15 protein-coding genes are annotated in these 16,137 nt (G+C 71.5%); 8 read left to right on the forward strand and 7 right to left on the reverse strand.

Annotation, left to right across the window (positions count from 1 at the left end):
* Positions 1-165: 165 nt before the first annotated feature.
* Positions 166-714, forward strand: coding sequence for a TetR/AcrR family transcriptional regulator (locus OG303_RS19940; protein ID WP_405877376.1), 549 nt, complete (start codon positions 166-168; stop codon positions 712-714).
* Between the two features lie 124 nt (positions 715-838).
* Here the strand turns inward: OG303_RS19940 and OG303_RS19945 are convergent, their stop codons facing one another.
* Together OG303_RS19945 and OG303_RS19950 are read right to left on the reverse strand one after the other, a co-directional pair.
* Entirely contained in the window at positions 839-1,810 is a 972-nt protein-coding gene (locus OG303_RS19945) for a DeoR/GlpR family DNA-binding transcription regulator (protein WP_405869758.1), read from the reverse strand.
* Positions 1,811-1,976: 166 nt separating this feature from the next.
* Positions 1,977-3,425, reverse strand: coding sequence for an NAD(P)H-quinone dehydrogenase (locus tag OG303_RS19950; RefSeq protein WP_405869759.1), 1,449 nt, complete (start codon positions 3,423-3,425; stop codon positions 1,977-1,979).
* Positions 3,426-3,531: 106 nt separating this feature from the next.
* On the opposite strand from OG303_RS19950, the gene OG303_RS19955 reads away from it, so the two are divergent.
* The 3 genes from OG303_RS19955 to OG303_RS19965 all read left to right on the forward strand — a co-directional run bounded on the left by OG303_RS19955 (position 3,532) and on the right by OG303_RS19965 (position 6,662).
* Positions 3,532-3,969, forward strand: a complete 438-nt coding sequence (locus OG303_RS19955; RefSeq protein WP_405869760.1) for a gamma-glutamylcyclotransferase — start codon at positions 3,532-3,534, stop codon at positions 3,967-3,969.
* Between the two features lie 143 nt (positions 3,970-4,112).
* The gene (locus tag OG303_RS19960) at positions 4,113-4,949 is read left to right on the forward strand and encodes a purine-nucleoside phosphorylase (RefSeq protein ID WP_405869761.1); all 837 of its coding nucleotides are present in this window, start codon (positions 4,113-4,115) and stop codon (positions 4,947-4,949) included.
* 81 nt (positions 4,950-5,030) lie between these two features.
* Positions 5,031-6,662 carry a phospho-sugar mutase gene (locus OG303_RS19965; protein ID WP_405869762.1) on the forward strand — a complete coding sequence of 544 codons (1,632 nt, stop codon included), beginning with the start codon at positions 5,031-5,033 and terminating at the stop codon, positions 6,660-6,662.
* A gap of 65 nt (positions 6,663-6,727) precedes the next feature.
* Here the strand turns inward: OG303_RS19965 and OG303_RS19970 are convergent, their stop codons facing one another.
* The 3 genes from OG303_RS19970 to OG303_RS19980 all read right to left on the reverse strand — a co-directional run bounded on the left by OG303_RS19970 (position 6,728) and on the right by OG303_RS19980 (position 10,421).
* Complete coding sequence (locus OG303_RS19970; RefSeq protein ID WP_405869763.1) at positions 6,728-7,069, reverse strand: hypothetical protein; 342 nt, start codon at positions 7,067-7,069, stop codon at positions 6,728-6,730.
* An 86-nt stretch (positions 7,070-7,155) separates the two neighbouring features.
* Positions 7,156-8,823, reverse strand: coding sequence for a hypothetical protein (locus OG303_RS19975; protein ID WP_405869764.1), 1,668 nt, complete (start codon positions 8,821-8,823; stop codon positions 7,156-7,158).
* Between the two features lie 878 nt (positions 8,824-9,701).
* The gene (locus tag OG303_RS19980; RefSeq protein WP_405869765.1) at positions 9,702-10,421 is read right to left on the reverse strand and encodes a PH domain-containing protein; all 720 of its coding nucleotides are present in this window, start codon (positions 10,419-10,421) and stop codon (positions 9,702-9,704) included.
* Between the two features lie 124 nt (positions 10,422-10,545).
* Here OG303_RS19980 and deoC point away from each other — a divergent pair, with 124 nt between their 5' ends.
* The 3 genes from deoC to OG303_RS19995 are packed head-to-tail and all read left to right on the forward strand — an operon-like array spanning position 10,546 to position 13,859.
* Positions 10,546-11,505, forward strand: a complete 960-nt coding sequence (deoC, locus tag OG303_RS19985) for a deoxyribose-phosphate aldolase (protein WP_405877378.1) — start codon at positions 10,546-10,548, stop codon at positions 11,503-11,505.
* 5 nt (positions 11,506-11,510) lie between these two features.
* Positions 11,511-12,968, forward strand: coding sequence for an aldehyde dehydrogenase family protein (locus OG303_RS19990; RefSeq protein WP_405869766.1), 1,458 nt, complete (start codon positions 11,511-11,513; stop codon positions 12,966-12,968).
* Positions 12,969-13,859, forward strand: coding sequence for an aldehyde dehydrogenase family protein (locus tag OG303_RS19995; protein WP_405869767.1), 891 nt, complete (start codon positions 12,969-12,971; stop codon positions 13,857-13,859).
* A 120-nt stretch (positions 13,860-13,979) separates the two neighbouring features.
* On the opposite strand, the gene OG303_RS20000 is transcribed toward OG303_RS19995, so the two are convergent.
* On the reverse strand, positions 13,980-14,357 hold the full coding sequence (locus OG303_RS20000; RefSeq protein ID WP_405869768.1) for a hypothetical protein: 378 nt from the start codon (positions 14,355-14,357) through the stop codon (positions 13,980-13,982).
* Between the two features lie 127 nt (positions 14,358-14,484).
* Here OG303_RS20000 and OG303_RS20005 point away from each other — a divergent pair, with 127 nt between their 5' ends.
* Positions 14,485-15,162 (forward strand): uridine kinase, encoded by a 678-nt coding sequence (locus OG303_RS20005; RefSeq protein WP_405869769.1) that lies wholly within the window; start codon positions 14,485-14,487, stop codon positions 15,160-15,162.
* A 222-nt stretch (positions 15,163-15,384) separates the two neighbouring features.
* On the opposite strand, the gene OG303_RS20010 is transcribed toward OG303_RS20005, so the two are convergent.
* Positions 15,385-16,128 carry a SigE family RNA polymerase sigma factor gene (locus tag OG303_RS20010; RefSeq protein ID WP_405869770.1) on the reverse strand — a complete coding sequence of 248 codons (744 nt, stop codon included), beginning with the start codon at positions 16,126-16,128 and terminating at the stop codon, positions 15,385-15,387.
* Positions 16,129-16,137: the final 9 nt, after the last annotated feature.

The raw sequence follows: 16,137 nt of genomic DNA on the forward strand, positions 1-16,137 counted from the left end.
GACGTACGGTCTGCGCACGGACCGGAGGCCCGCTCGCGCATCCTCGATGGCATGCTGGAGGCAGACGGGAGCGCGCGAGGGCAGGTGGGAGGCATGGTGGGCACGACGTCGGCGGAGACGGCGGCGAACGGCGACACGACGCCGACGCCCGCGACCCCGCGCGCCATGCGTGCCGACGCCCGCCGCAACTACGAGCGGCTGCTGGCCGAGGCCCGCTCCGCCTTCGCCGCGCACGGCACGGACGCGTCCCTGGAGGACGTGGCCCGGCGCGCGGGCGTCGGCATCGGCACCCTGTACCGCCATTTCCCCAACCGGCACGCCCTGTTGAGCGCTGTCTTCGAGGACGCGGTGGGCGACCTGCTGGACCGCTCCCACGAACTCCTCGACGCCCCCGAGCCGTGTACGGCACTGGTGACCTGGCTGCGCGAGATCGTCACGCACGCCGGCGAGTACCGGGGTCTCGCACGCGCCCTGATGTCCGTCACGTCCGACAACACCTCTGCCCTGTCCCGGTGCAGCGCCCCCATCCGGGAGGCGGGCAACGCACTGTTGCTGCGCGCACAACAAGCGGGAACGGTACGACCGGACGTGGCGATCGGCGACCTCTTGCAACTGACGCACGCCATCGCACTGGCAGCGGAGGAGTCCCCCACGGACCCAGACCTGGCAGACCGCCTACTGACCCTCACCTTGCGGGGCTTGACACCCGCCTGAAGTACAGTCGCCCCCATAGGGGCGCGGGGGTGTATCGATATGCGGCTCCGCCGCGTGTGCGCGACAAGCCACAACACACTCGCAGCCGCACAACAGCCCAAGCCCCTACGGCGAATGGGCGACCCTACCGCCGACGCAGATCCGCGACCCGAGCCCGCTCGGCCCGCTCACCGCCGGAGGCAGCCTCACCGAGAACCGTCGCCGCCCGAAGGCCGGAGGCCCCCGCGCCGGGGACCTGACCGCGCCTCGGACCCGGCAGGGCCACGTCCCGGCGCGGCTGACGCGGGGGGACGGAATCACCGCCCGAGTTCCCCGCCGCCCCGGCCACGGCGATCTGCACACCTTGGTCGGCGAGAGCCTGCAACTCGGTGCCGGCGCGGTCGTCATGGGGCGGCGGCTCGTCCGTCACGAGACGGGTGATCACATCCGTGGGCACGGTCTGGAACATCGTGTCCGTACCGAGCTTGGTGTGATCGGCGAGCACGACGACCTCGGCGGCGGCCTGCACGAGCGCCCGGTCGACCGACGCCGAAAGCATGTTGGACGTGGAGAGCCCGCGCTCGGCGGTGAGCCCGCTCCCGGAGAGGAAGGCCCGTGAGACCCGCAATCCCTGCAGGGACTGCTCGGCGCCGGAGCCCACCAGGGCGTAGTTGGAGCCGCGCAGGGTGCCGCCGGTCATCACGACCTCCACGCGGTTGGCATGGGCCAACGCCTGGGCCACCAACAGGGAGTTGGTGACGACGGTCAGCCCGGGCACCCGGGCGAGCCGGCGGGCCAGCTCCTGTGTGGTGGTTCCCGCCCCGACCACGATGGCCTCGCCCTCTTCGACGAAGTTGGCGGCGAGATCGGCAATGGCCGTCTTCTCGGCGGTCGCGAGATGTGATTTCTGCGGAAAGCCGGACTCCCGCGTGAACCCGCCCGGCAGTACCGCACCGCCATGCCGGCGGTCGAGGAGTCCTTCTGCCTCCAGTGCGCGCACGTCCCGCCGTACGGTCACTTCGGAGGTCTGGACGACGCGGGCGAGCTCACGGAGCGACACGGCCCCGTTCGCTCGCACCATTTCGAGGATCAATTGGCGACGTTCTGCAGCGAACACGAAACTGACAGTAACCCCAACGACCGTCTGCTTTCAGCAGTTTGCGCCGAATAACAGAAGTTGTTCGCACACAAGGGCGGGAAGTGGTATAGGGCCTACTCGCCCCGCCTATGCCGTACGCATGCTCGACAACTCCCCGTGACCAGCGAGGAGTCGGTTTCGGCCGTCAGACTTCGCCACCGGCCTTACGCGTGTGGAGTTGCCGCGCGACCTCCGCGATCGACCCCGAAAGGGACGGATAAACGGTGAATGCGTTCGCGATCTGTTCGACCGTCAGATTGTTGTCGACAGCGATCGAGATCGGATGGATCAGTTCCGAAGCGCGCGGCGAGACGACCACACCGCCGACCACGATGCCGGTGCCGGGACGGCAGAACAGCTTCACGAAGCCGTCGCGGATGCCCTGCATCTTCGCGCGCGGGTTGCGGAGCAGCGGCAGCTTCACGACGCGGGCGTCGATCTTGCCGCCGTCGACGTCGGCCTGCGTGTAGCCGACGGTGGCGATCTCCGGGTCGGTGAAGACGTTGGAGGAGACCGTCTTGAGGTTCAGGGGGGCCACCGCGTCGCCGAGGAAGTGGTACATGGCGATGCGTCCCTGCATGGCGGCCACGGAGGCGAGGGCGAAGACGCCCGTCACGTCACCGGCGGCGTAGACGCCCGGGGCGGTCGTCCGCGAGACCTTGTCGGTCCAGATGTGACCCGACTCGCGCACCCTGACACCGGCCTCCTCCAGTCCCAGGCCCGCGCTGTTCGGGATGGCGCCGACCGCCATGAGGCAGTGGGAGCCGGTGATGACGCGGCCGTCGGAGAGGGTGACCTCGACGCGGTCGCCGACCCGCTTGGCGGCGGCGGCGCGGGAGCGTGCCATGACGTTCATGCCGCGGCGGCGGAAGACGTCCTCCAGGACGGCGGCGGCGTCCGGGTCCTCGCCGGGCAGCACCCGGTCGCGGGAGGAGACCAGGGTGACCTTCGAACCGAGGGCCTGGTAGGCACCGGCGAACTCGGCACCGGTGACGCCGGAACCGACCACGATGAGCTCCTCGGGGAGCTCGGTCAGGTCGTACACCTGCGTCCAGTTGAGGATGCGCTCGCCGTCGGGCTGGGCGTCGGGCACCTCGCGCGGGTGGCCGCCGGTCGCGATCAGGACGGCGTCGGCGACGAGGGTCTCCTCGGTGCCGTCGGCGGTCCTGACGACGACCTTGCGGGAGCCGTCGAGGCCCTGCATGCCCTCCAGGCGTGCGCGGCCGCGCATGACCCGGGCGCCGGCCCGGGTGACGGAGGCGGTGATGTCGTGCGACTGGGCGAGGGCGAGCCGCTTCACACGCCGGTTCACCTTGCCCAGGTCCACGCCGACCACCCGGGCCGCCTCCTCCAGCGGCGGGGTGTCGTCGGCGACGATGATGCCGAGCTCTTCGTACGACGAGTCGAAGGTGGTCATCACCTCGGCCGTAGCGATAAGAGTCTTCGACGGCACGCAGTCGGTCAGCACCGACGCTCCGCCCAGACCGTCGCAGTCGACGACGGTCACCTCCGCGCCGAGCTGGGCGGCCACCAGGGCCGCCTCGTATCCGCCGGGTCCGCCACCGATGATCACGATCCGAGTCACGTACCCCATTGTCCCGCACCTGACGAGGTGCTCCTGCCGGGGGGCGGGTCAATGGGTGGGCAAGGGGCTCCGGATACCGCCGGGGCCTGTGTGTCGGCTGCCGTACTCTCGACGCATGTCGCTCTACGCCGCGTACGCCGGCAACCTCGACGCGCGGCTGATGACCCGCCGCGCCCCGCACTCGCCGATGCGCGCCACCGGCTGGCTGAACGGGTGGCGGCTGACGTTCGGGGGCGAGCACATGGGCTGGGAGGGCGCGCTGGCGACGATCGTCGAGGACCCCTTGTCGCAGGTCTTCGTCGCGCTGTACGACATCGCGCCGCCGGACGAGGAGTCCATGGACCGCTGGGAGGGCGTCGGCCTCGGCGTCTACCGGCGGATGCGGGTGCGGGTGCACACCCTGGAGGGCGAGGAGTCGGCCTGGCTGTACGTCCTCGACGGTTACGAGGGCGGCCTGCCGTCGGCGCGCTACCTGGGCGAGGTCGCCGACGCCGCCGAGTCCGCGGGGGCGCCGCACGACTATGTGATGGAACTGCGCAAACGCCCCTGCTGACCCGGAAGGGCACACAGCGGACTCACAGAGGGCACGGAAACACCCCCCGTCACATTCTTCGTTGGAAACGACAAGACAACGATCGCCAACCCGTGAGCTCTGTCATCTACGCGCGTAGGCCCTGACCGGCTACTCTCGACCGCGTGAACGCATCTCTTCTTCCGGACGACATCCAGGGCGCCACCCCGAACGATCCACGGGTCGCCGCCGACGCCGCCGCCTCGCGCCTGCGCGAACTGACCGGCGCCGAGACCCACGACGTCGCCCTCGTGATGGGCTCCGGCTGGGCACCGGCCGTCGACGCCCTCGGCGCCCCCGACGCAGAGTTCCAGGTCACCGAGCTGCCCGGCTTCCCGCCGCCGGCGGTGGAGGGGCACGGCGGCAAGGTCCGCTCGTACACGATCGGCGAGAAGCGGGCGCTGGTCTTTCTGGGCCGTACGCACTACTACGAGGGCCGCGGCGTCGCCGCCGTCGCGCACGGCGTCCGTACCGCCGTCGCCGCCGGCTGCAAGACCATCGTCCTCACCAACGGCTGCGGCGGTCTGCGCGAGGGCATGCGCCCCGGGCAGCCGGTGCTGATCAGCGACCACATCAACCTGACGGCGACCTCGCCGATCGTGGGCGCGAACTTCGTCGACCTCACCGACCTGTACTCCCCGCGCCTGCGCGCCCTGTGCAAGGAGATCGACTCCACCCTGGAGGAGGGCGTCTACGCGCAGTTCCCCGGCCCGCACTACGAGACGCCGGCCGAGATCCGGATGGCCCGTGTCATCGGCGCGGACCTGGTGGGCATGTCGACGGTGCTGGAAGCCATCGCGGCGCGTGAGGCAGGTGCGGAGGTGCTGGGTATCTCCCTGGTGACGAACCTCGCCGCGGGGATGACGGGTGAGCCGCTGAACCACGAGGAGGTTCTGCAGGCGGGGCGCGACAGCGCGACGCAGATGGGCTCTCTGCTGGCGCAGGTGCTCGAGCGGATCTGAGCGCCGTTGCCGGGGGCTGCCGACCGGCGCTGAGAACACACAGTCCGGGAACCACAGAACACAAGGAGAGGTTGACCGACGGTGCACGACGATCTCATCGCCCGGGCCAGGACCTGGCTCGCCGAGGACCCCGACCCGGAAACCCGCGACGAGCTCGCCAAGCTCATCGAGGCCGGCGACGTCGCGGAGCTCGGCGAACGCTTCGGCGGCACCCTCCAGTTCGGCACGGCGGGCCTGCGCGGTGAGCTCGGTGCCGGGCCCATGCGCATGAACCGTTCGGTCGTCATCCGTGCCGCCGCCGGTCTCGCGGCGTACCTCACGAAGAACGGCCGGGCCGGCGGTCTCGTCGTCATCGGCTACGACGCCCGCCACAAGTCCGCCGACTTCGCCCGCGACACGGCGGCCGTGATGACGGGCGCGGGGCTGAGGGCCGCCGTCCTTCCCCGGCCGCTGCCCACCCCGGTCCTGGCGTTCGCCATAAGGCACCTCGGCGCGGTCGCCGGCGTGGAGGTCACCGCCAGCCACAACCCGCCCCGCGACAACGGCTACAAGGTCTACCTGGGCGACGGTTCGCAGATCGTGCCGCCCGCCGACGCGGAGATCGCCGCCGAGATCGACGCGATCGCCTCGCTGAACGACGTTCCCCGCCCGGAGGGCGGCTGGGACGGCCTCGACGACTCCGTCCTCGACGCCTACCTCGCGCGCACGGACGCCGTGCTCGCCGCCGGTTCCCCGCGCACCGCCCGCACCGTGTACACGGCGATGCACGGCGTCGGCAAGGACACCCTCCTCGCCGCGTTCGCCCGCGCCGGGTTCCCGGAACCCGCCCTGGTCGCCGAACAGGCCGAGCCCGACCCGGACTTCCCCACCGTCGCCTTCCCCAACCCGGAAGAGCCGGGCGCCATGGACCTCGCCTTCGCGAAGGCCCGCGAGACCGACCCCGACCTGATCATCGCGAACGACCCGGACGCCGACCGCTGCGCCGTGGCCGTGCGGGACGGCGGACAGTGGCGCATGCTGCGCGGCGACGAGGTCGGCGCGCTGCTCGCCGCGCACCTCGTCGGGCGCGGCGCCCAGGGCACCTTCGCGGAGTCGATCGTCTCGTCCTCCCTCCTCGGCCGCATCGCCGAGAAGGCGGGTCTGCCCTACGAGGAGACGCTCACCGGCTTCAAGTGGATCGCCCGCGTCGAGGGCCTGCGCTACGGCTACGAGGAGGCCCTCGGCTACTGCGTGGACCCCGACGGCGTACGCGACAAGGACGGCATCACCGCCGCCCTGCTCATCACCGAGCTGGCCTCCGAGCTGAAGGAACAGGGGCGGACCCTGCCGGATCTCCTCGACGACCTCGCCGTGGAGCACGGGCTGCACGCCACCGATCAGCTCTCGGTCCGGGTGGAGGACCTGTCGGTCATCGCCCGCGCCATGGAGCAGCTGCGCCGGCGGCCCCCGACCGAGCTCGCGGGACTGGCCATCACCAGGGACGAGGACCTCACCCAGGGAACCGAGAAGCTGCCGCCCACCGACGGGCTGCGCTACACGCTCGACGGCGCCCGGGTCGTCGTCCGCCCGAGCGGCACCGAGCCGAAGCTGAAGTGCTATCTGGAGGTCGTGGTCCCGGTCGCCACGCACGCCGACCTGCCCGCGGCCCACGCGAACGCGGAGGACCTGCTCGCGGCGATCAAGCGGGACCTGTCGGCGGCGGCCGGCATCTGAGCCGAGGGGCGCCCCCGCGGGAGAGGGGCGCCCCCGCGGGAGAGGGGCGCCCCTCGTTCACGGGGTCAGCCCGCCTTAACGGTGAAACGGTCCACCTCCGCCCCGGTCGCGGCCGGCGCCCGCACGGTCAGCGTGGAGGTCCCGTGCGGGTGCGCGGGCTTCACGTCGACGCGGATGAAGGAGTGGCCGGTGTACCGCACCCGCGACCAGTCGACGTTCTCGGTGACCTGGCCGCCGGCGCCGGTGCAGTACGTCGGCACCGAGTCGACCCGGTCCTCGTGGCCCTCGTAGCTGTCGGCGACGGGAAAGCTGTAGACGCTCTCTGGGTGCGCGGCTCCCGCGGGCGACCGCGCTGCCGCGCAGCAGGCCGCGCCGGGACAGGGCGCGACGGAGGTTCCCCAACCCATGCACGAGTCCGGATCACCCCATCCGGCGGAACACCGAGCGCGGTCGACCGGGCTCCACGCCCTGTTCCCCGACACCCGGTCAGTCACTACGGCAACAGGAAGAGCGCGGTCGTCCAGGCCACGGCGACCAGCACGGCCAGCGGCCACAGCGTGCGCTCGCGTTCGCGTGCGCCGGCCACGAGGAGGGGCCGGTACGCGGGCTCCCGCCACATCGCCGTGATCTCGGCGGCCGTCCGCTCATAGGGATGATCGAAGCCCGACTTCCGCTCCAGCCAAGGCCATCGGAAGCCGAGCACCGACCACTCGTCGAAGGAGGCGCGGCGGCTGTCGATCTTCAGTTCCTGGCCCTTGCACTCGACGATCCGTATGTCGTCCCAGGCGATGTGCCGGGCGCGGCGCAGCCCGTTGAACCACAGTCCGTCCCGGTCGGCGGTAACGCGCCAGGCGAGCCAGTTCGGCAGCATCAGGACGCCGACGATCCCCAGGAGGCCACCGGCGCCGTACCGCCACACACCGGTCTCGCCCCAGAAGACGTGCCCGGCCCACAGCACCGCCAACGCGGCGGTCACCCAGTCCGCGCCCCCCGCCCGCCACCGCCGTACGCCCTTGCCGCTCACCCCGTACGGAGCCCGGGCCACGGTCTCGGCGGCCGCGCGGCTGCGTTCCTCGTACACCGCGTCGCGGGCGACCCTGCTCCGCTCCGCGCGCCGCCCGCGCCGGACGTGGGCGTCCGACAGGGGCCGTACGGGCCCCACCGACCGCTCGACGACGGGCGGCTCGTCGTCCTGCTCGGCGGCACTGACGATCAGCACTTCGGCGCCGTCGAATGGGGCTCCGTAAAGGACGGCCTCGCGAAGCGGCCCCGGTTCGTCGCCCCCGACCCGGCCGAGGACGTCGTCAAGATCCTCGTCATCGGAATCCTCATCGTCCTCGTCCTCGTCGTCGTCGGTTTCGTCCTCGTCGGCGACGTCCGTCAGGGAGACGGTGAACAGGGGCCGCAGCGCTTCCGCGTCGTCGGCCGCGAAGACCTCCGTGTCCAGCCCGCTGCCCTCGCGCACGAGCACGCGCAGGACGGGCGCCGGCTCCCGGTGCAGGGCGGCGGCCCTACGGCGGCCCAGGACCCCGGAGAGCAGCGCGGTCAGGCCGAGTCCGGCGAGGAAGAACCCTGCCGCCGCACCCACCTGGCGGTCGTCGGCGGCATCGGCGACACCGGCGAGGAGGCCCGCCGCGGCCCCCACCACGAACAGCACGATCCCGACCACGGCGAAGAACCTCCCGCGCCGCGGCGGCACGTCCGGCACGCGGGCGGTGACACCGCCGGCCGCCGCGAGCGCCGCGCGAAACTGCCGCTGCCGGGACTCCATGCGCAGGTGGGCGGCCAGGGCGCAGGCCCCCGCCAGCAGGACGCCGCAGGCAGCCACCCTCCAGGGCGGTGCCAGAGGCGATGCGACGACCATGAGGGCCTGCATCGCCGCCGTCGTCCGTACGACTTCGGGGCGCACCAGCAGCCACACCGGCTGGAGCGCGAGGAACGCGGCGAGGAGGGGGCGAATCCCGGAGTCGGCCAGAAGACAACAGGCGACGAGAGCGCAGAGGTCCACCCCCAGAACGACCCGCCTGGGCACCCGCACCGGCACCCAGCATGCCGACAACGCCTGCGCCCAGCGGCGCGCCTGCACACCGTCCCAGGACAGGCACCCGTCGGGCACCGCGGCAGCGGGCAGCGGTCTCGCCCGCCGAGAGATCGCACTCATTCGTTTCCAGACACTCGGACCACAGAGGTGGTTGCGGCCCTCGGTTCCGTCCGGGTGGGGGGTGGCCGTGTCGGCCGAGGCGTGAACGGTGAGCATGCACAACCAAGCTGTGAGGTGGGGGGTGGGTGGCTCGGCAGCACGGCGGCTCGGCGGTCCGGCGGCCGGGCGGCCGGGCGGTCCGGCAGCTCAGCGGTCCGGCGGCTCAGGCGGTCCGGTGGTCCGGCGGCTCAGCAGCTCAGCGGTCCGGCGGCTCAGCAGCTCAGCAGCTCAGCGGTCCGGCGGCTCAGCAGCTCGGCGGGAAAGCGGTCCGGCGGGACAGCGGGACAGCGGTCCGGCAGCTCGGCAGCTCAGCAGCCTGGTAGCTCGGCGGTCCGCCAGCTCAGCAGCTCGGCGGGAAAGCGGCCCTGCGGTCCGGCAGCTCAGCGGCTCAGCGGCCTGGTAGCTCGGCGGTCCGCCAGCTCAGCGGTCCGGCGGTCCGGCGGTCCGGCGGTCCGGCAGCGCAACGGCCTGGTAGCTCGGCGGTCCGCCAGCTCGGCGGCCCGGCAGCTCGCAAGCGCGTCGGCCCCACAGCACGCCAGGCCGGAAGCCCGGTAGTCCGAGAGCCTGTCAGCCCGACAGCGCTCCACCCCGCCAGTCCGGCAGTCCGGCAGTCCGGCAGTCCGGCAGTCCAACAGTCCAACAGTCGACAACGCACCAGCTCAGCAGCGCGGCAACCCAGGAACCCGTCAGCGCGGCAACCCGGCACCCCGGGAAGCCATCAGCGCTCCACCCCGCCAGTCCAACAGCCCACCAACCCGACAGCGCGCCGGCTCAGCAAGGAGCCCGCCGGCCCGGCTGCGCGCCGCCCCGGCACCCCGGCACCCCGCCACCCCCACAGATCACCCCACCGCCACCAAAATCGCCAACAGCACCGCCCCCGCCACCGCCGGCCCCGCGACCTCGTACGCCCAGCGCACCGTCACCTCGCCCTGCGCGGTCTCCGCCTCGCCGCGGGTCTCAAGGAGTTCGCGCAGGTCGTCCATGACCTTGTCGGACTCGGCGCGCATCGGACCCTCCGGGACCGTGGCGCCGCCCGAGAACCCGCCGAGCGCGCCGCCCCCGAAGGCGCCGCCGAAGCCGCCCATACGGCCCCGGCCGCCCCGGCCGCTCGCCTCCGCGCGCCGGTCCGCCGTCGCCTTGGCCTCCCGGCGCGCCGCCCTCTTGCGTGCCCGCAGCGAGACGGGGACGGCCCACAGCTGGTACTTGCGGCCGGACTTCGCGACGACCTCGTTGGAGTAGCTGGACCGCAGCGAGACGATCTGCCCCCAGGGCACCACGACGACGCGGAAGGGGTTGCGGATGCGCAGCCGCTCCTCGTTGGCGTAGACCGCGGGGCGCAGCGTGAAGGCGGCGATCAGCGGGACGATCAGGATCAGCGCGGCGAGCGCCAGCCAGGGTGTGTGGCCGTGTCCGGAGACGATCGCGTCGATGCCGAGCCAGGCCGCGATGCCCAGCAGCAGGACACCGCCGACGATGCCCGCGGGCGATCGGTAGACCCGGTCCGGGGACTCGGATACCGAGGGCTGCGGCGAGGGTGACTGGGGCTCGGGCGTCGTCATGGTCCCGATTCTGCCCGACGGGCTCGGCGATGCTCATCCGCGGTGCCGCCGTGAAGGATGAGCACACGGCAGGTACTCCGGGGTGTACAGCCGCTACGCGCGTAGATATGCTCGTCTGGTGACCATGCCCACCAATGCATCCACCGCAGCTCACACCCTCTCGGACGTGACCGCGTCCGACAGCACGCTGCGCCGCTTCCTCCACGGGCTGCCCGGCGTCGACACGGTCGGCCTGGAGGCGCGCGCCGCCTCGCTCGGCACCCGTTCCATCAAGACGACCGCGAAGGCGTACGCCATCGACCTCGCCATCTCGATGGTCGACCTGACGACGCTGGAAGGCGCGGACACCCCGGGCAAGGTCCGGGCGCTCGGCGCCAAGGCGGTCCACCCCGACCCGACCGACCGCACGACCCCCGCGACCGCGGCCGTCTGCGTCTATCCCGACATGGTGCCCGCCGCCAAGGAGGCCGTCGCCGGCTCGACCGTGAAGGTCGCCTCGGTCGCCACCGCCTTCCCGGCGGGCCGCGCCGCCCTCGACGTCAAGCTGGCGGACGTCCGTGACGCCGTCGCCGCGGGCGCCGACGAGATCGACATGGTCATCGACCGCGGTGCGTTCCTCGCGGGCAAGTACATGAAGGTGTACGACGAGATCGTCGCCGTGAAGGAGGCCTCCGGGGCGGCCCGCCTCAAGGTCATCTTCGAGACCGGCGAGCTGTCGACGTACGACAACATCCGGCGCGCGAGCTGGCTCGGCATGCTGGCCGGGGCGGACTTCATCAAGACGTCCACCGGCAAGGTCGCCGTCAACGCCACCCCCGCCAACACCCTGCTCATGCTGGAAGCCGTACGCGACTTCCGGCAGCAGACCGGCGTCCAGGTCGGCGTGAAGCCCGCCGGCGGCATCCGCACCTCCAAGGACGCGATCAAGTTTCTCGTTCTGGTCAACGAGACCGCGGGCGAGGACTGGCTGGACAACCACTGGTTCCGGTTCGGCGCCTCCTCGCTCCTGAACGACCTGCTGATGCAGCGTCAGAAGCTGGCCACCGGCCGCTACTCCGGCCCCGACTACGTGACGGTGGACTGATCACCATGGCATCCGCATTCGCATACGCGCCGGCGCCCGAGTCCCGCTCGGTCGTCGACATCGCCCCCTCCTACGGCCTGTTCATCGACGGCGAGTTCGTCGAGGCGGCCGACGGCAAGGTCTTCAAGACGGTCAGCCCCAGCACCGAGGAAGTGCTGTCGGAGATCGCCCGGGCCGGCGCCGAGGACGTGGACCGCGCCGTGAAGGCCGCCCGCAAGGCCTTCGAGAAGTGGTCGGCGCTGCCCGGCACCGAGCGTGCCAAGTACCTGTTCCGCATCGCCCGCATCATCCAGGAGCGCAGCCGCGAGCTCGCCGTCCTCGAGACCCTCGACAACGGCAAGCCGATCAAGGAGACGCGCGACGCCGACCTCCCCCTGGTCGCCGCGCACTTCTTCTACTACGCGGGCTGGGCCGACAAGCTGGGCCACGCCGGGTTCGGCGCCGACCCCAGGCCCCTCGGCGTCGCGGGCCAGGTCATCCCCTGGAACTTCCCGCTGCTGATGCTGGCGTGGAAGATCGCCCCGGCGCTGGCGACCGGCAACACGGTGGTACTGAAGCCCGCCGAGACGACCCCGCTCTCCGCTCTCTTCTTCGCGGACATCTGCCGCCAGGCAGGCCTCCCCAAGGGCGTCGTCAACATCCTTCCCGGCTACGGCGACACGGGCGCCGCGCTCGTCGCGCACCCGGACGTGAACAAGGTCGCCTTCACCGGCTCCACGGCCGTCGGCAAGGAGATCGCCCGCACGATCGCGGGCTCCCGCAAGAAGGTCACGCTCGAACTGGGCGGCAAGGGCGCCAACATCGTCTTCGACGACGCCCCGATCGACCAGGCCGTCGAGGGCATCGTCAACGGGATCTTCTTCAACCAGGGCCAGGTCTGCTGCGCCGGCAGCCGACTGCTGGTCCAGGAGTCGATCCAGGACGAGCTGCTGGAGTCGCTCAAGCGCCGCCTGTCGACCCTCCGCCTCGGCGACCCGCTCGACAAGAACACGGACATCGGCGCGATCAACTCCGAGGAACAGCTCTCCCGTATCACCTCGCTCGTCGAGCAGGGCGAGGCGGAGGGCGCCGAGCGCTGGTCCCCGGCCTGCGAACTGCCCACCTCCGGCTACTGGTTCGCGCCGACGCTCTTCACGAACGTCACCCAGGCCCACAAGGTCGCCCGCGACGAGATCTTCGGCCCGGTCCTGTCGGTCCTCACCTTCCGCACCCCGGACGAGGCCGTCGCCAAGGCCAACAACACTCCCTACGGCCTGTCGGCGGGCATCTGGTCGGAGAAGGGCTCGCGCATCCTCGCCGTGGCGGGCAAGCTCCGCGCGGGCGTCGTCTGGTCCAACACGTTCAACAAGTTCGACCCCACCTCGCCGTTCGGCGGCTACAAGGAGTCGGGCTTCGGCCGCGAAGGCGGCCGTCACGGCCTGGAGGCGTATCTCGCCCCGTCGAGCCCGGAGGGTGAGCGATAAATGAGCACAGTTGACCGTTTGAGTGTCTTCAAGACCTACAAGCTGTACGTCGGCGGGAAGTTCCCGCGTTCCGAGAGCGGCCGGGTTTACGAGGTGACCGACAAGAAGAGCAACTGGCTGGCGAACGTGCCTCTTTCGTCCCGCAAGGACGCCCGTGACGCGGTGGTCGCCGCACGCAAGGCGTTCGGCGCCTGGTCGGGAGCCACGGCCTACAACCGGGGCCAGATCCTCTACCGAATCGCCGAGATGCTGGAGGGCCGCCGCGACCAGTACGTCCGCGAGGTGGCCGACGCCGAGGGCCTGTCCAAGTCCAAGGCCGCCGTCCAGGTGGACGCCGCGATCGACCGCTGGGTCTGGTACGCCGGCTGGACCGACAAGATCGCCCAGGTGGTCGGCGGCGGCAACCCGGTCGCGGGCCCGTTCTTCAACCTCTCCTCGCCGGAGCCGACGGGCGTCGTCGCCGTCCTCGCGCCGCAGGAGTCGTCGTTCCTGGGTCTGGTCTCGGTCGTCGCCCCGGTGATCGCGACCGGCAACACGGCGATCGTGATCGCGAGCGAGAAGTCCCCGCTCCCGGCGCTGTCGCTGGGCGAGGTCCTGGCCACCTCCGACCTTCCCGGCGGTGTCGTCAACATCCTGTCCGGCCGTACGGCGGAGATCGCCGCACCGCTGGCCTCGCACCAGGACGTCAACGCGATCGACCTCGCGGGAGCCGACGACGTACTGGCGAAGGAACTGGAGATCGCGGCGGCCGACAACCTGAAGCGCGTTCTTCGTCCACAGCCTGTGGATTATTCGGAGACGCCGGGCATCGACCGCATGACGGCGTTCCTGGAGACGAAGACGGTCTGGCACCCGACGGGTGCGCTGGGCGCGTCCGGCTCGTCGTACTGAGTGTCCGACTGAGCAAGGCGCCCGCCGCAACGAGCGGACCCACAAGCCGAGAACCGCGCCTTCCCTCCGTCCGGGGAAGGCGTGGCTCTCTCGTCCGCCCGTCGGGCCCGCGGCCGGGGTTCAGGCCAGGCCGCCGCCGAACAGCCCCTGCAGCCCCTCCAGCGTCGGGACGGCGCCGATCGGTCCCGTCTGGGTGACCGGGCCGGTCAGTCCGGAGAGCGGGATCTCGGTGCCGTTGCCCTTCGGGTCGACGCCGGCGGGCTTGAGCCCCTGGCGGGAGCCGGTGACGTACTTCACCGAGCTCGTCGGGCCCTGAAGGTCGTTCACCTGCGGGTTGATCTTGCTGAGCGAGGCGGGCTGGACGCCCAGCAGGCTCACCGACGGCTCGGTGTTCGCGGAGGCCGTCGCCGCGCCCGCACCCAGTGCCGCCGAGGCGGTCGCGAGGGCGATCAGGGCGCGCGTGGCGGTGGGGTTGAGGGGGGACGCGTGTCGTGCCATGGCAGGAGCCACCTTCGAATTCGCTGGGTAATCAGGTCGACACGAAGGGTAGTTGAGGTGTGATGCGCGCTCCAAAGTCGACCCGCGGGGTCGGCAGGGCGTACGGAATACGTCAAACTGATGTCCCGTGAGCATCCATCCCTCCTCCCCCGCCCGCGTCGTGCTGCTCTGCGGCCCCTCGGGCTCGGGCAAGTCCCTCGTCGCCGCCCGCTCCGGCCTCCCCGTGCTGCGCCTCGACGACTTCTACAAGGAGGGCGAGGACCCGACGCTGCCGCTGGTGACGGGGAGTTCCGACATCGACTGGGACCACCCGGACTCCTGGGACACGGACACGGCCGTCGCCGCGATCGCGGAGCTGTGCCGCACGGGCCGTACGGGCGTCCCCGTGTACGACCTCTCGCTCAGCGCCCGCACGGGCGAGGAGAGTGTCGACATCGGGCGGACCCCGCTGTTCATCGCGGAGGGCATCTTCGCGGCCGAGGTCATAGAGCGCTGCCGGGAGTTGGGACTGCTGGCAGACGCGCTGTGCCTGAACCGCGGCCCGGTCCGCACCTTCCGCCGCCGCTTCCTGCGCGATCTCAAGGAGGGCCGCAAGTCGGTCCCGTTCCTGCTCCGCCGCGGCTGGCGCCTGATGCGTCTGGAGCGCACGATCATCGCCCGCCAGACCGCCCTCGGCGCGTACGCCTGCGACCGGGACGAGGCCCTCGGCCGCCTCGCCGCAGCCGCGGTGGGCCGCCGCCCGGCGGCCACCCCCGCCAACCGAGCCCGGCGCACGACAGCGAACAGCACCGCAACCATTGATTGAGGAACCACGACGGCGAGCAACCAGCTCCGCGAGAGCGGCGCCGGCTCAGGCGCAAAAAGGCGAAGCGGGACTGGACGGACCCCCCGGCCCTCCAGTCCCGCTTCCCCGTTCCCCCGTGATCCCCCGTGGTGCTTCCCTCCGTTGGTCCCCCGTGACCCCCGTTGGTCCCCCCGGTTACCGCTCCCCCGTACTTCCCCCGTTACTTGCTTCCCCCCACATCCTTCAGGCGACGAGCTCCCCGAAGGCGTCCTCCTCGTCACGGCCGAAGCTGAGGACCTCGTCCTCGCGCAGGCGGCGCAGGGAGCGCCAGATGCTGGACTTCACCGTGCCGACACTGATGTCGAGGATCTCCGCGATCTCCGGGTCCGTGCGGCCCTCGTAGTAACGGAGGACCAGCATGGTGCGCTGGAGTTCGGGCAGCCGGGCGAGCGCCTGCCACAGGACCGCGCGCAGTTCCGTGCCGCGCATCGCGTCCGTGTCCCCGGGCGTCTCCGGCAGTTCCTCGGTCGGGTACTCGTTGAGCTTGCGGCGCCGCCAGGCGCTGATGTGCAGGTTGGTCATGGTGCGGCGGAGGTATCCGCCGACCGCAGCCTTGTCGCTGATCCGGTCCCACGCCCTGTACGTCGAGAACAGCGCGCTCTGCAGCAGGTCCTCGGCCTCGAAGCGGTCGCCGGTCAGGTGGTAGGCGGTTGCGTACAGGGAGGCGCGGCGCTCCTGGACGTAGGCGGTGAACTCCGCCTCCGACAGCGAACGACGCTCCCCCGTGTCCTCCCTGTACCCGCTTCCCCCGTGTGCCTCCCCCGTGAAGGTGTCAACCACCGACATGTACGCGGTGTGCTGACGCCCAGTGCCGCGAGCGCACCCCCGCCCGCTCACGGCACCGGACTTCTCAGAACCCCGGCCCCCGTTCACGTCGTGCAGACGCGTGATTACTGCGCTGGTGCTGTTGCTGTTCAGCGTGTTCATCTCGCGCCC

The sequence above is a fragment of the Streptomyces sp. NBC_00005 genome (assembly GCF_045160215.1).
GTDB lineage: Bacteria > Actinomycetota > Actinomycetes > Streptomycetales > Streptomycetaceae > Streptomyces.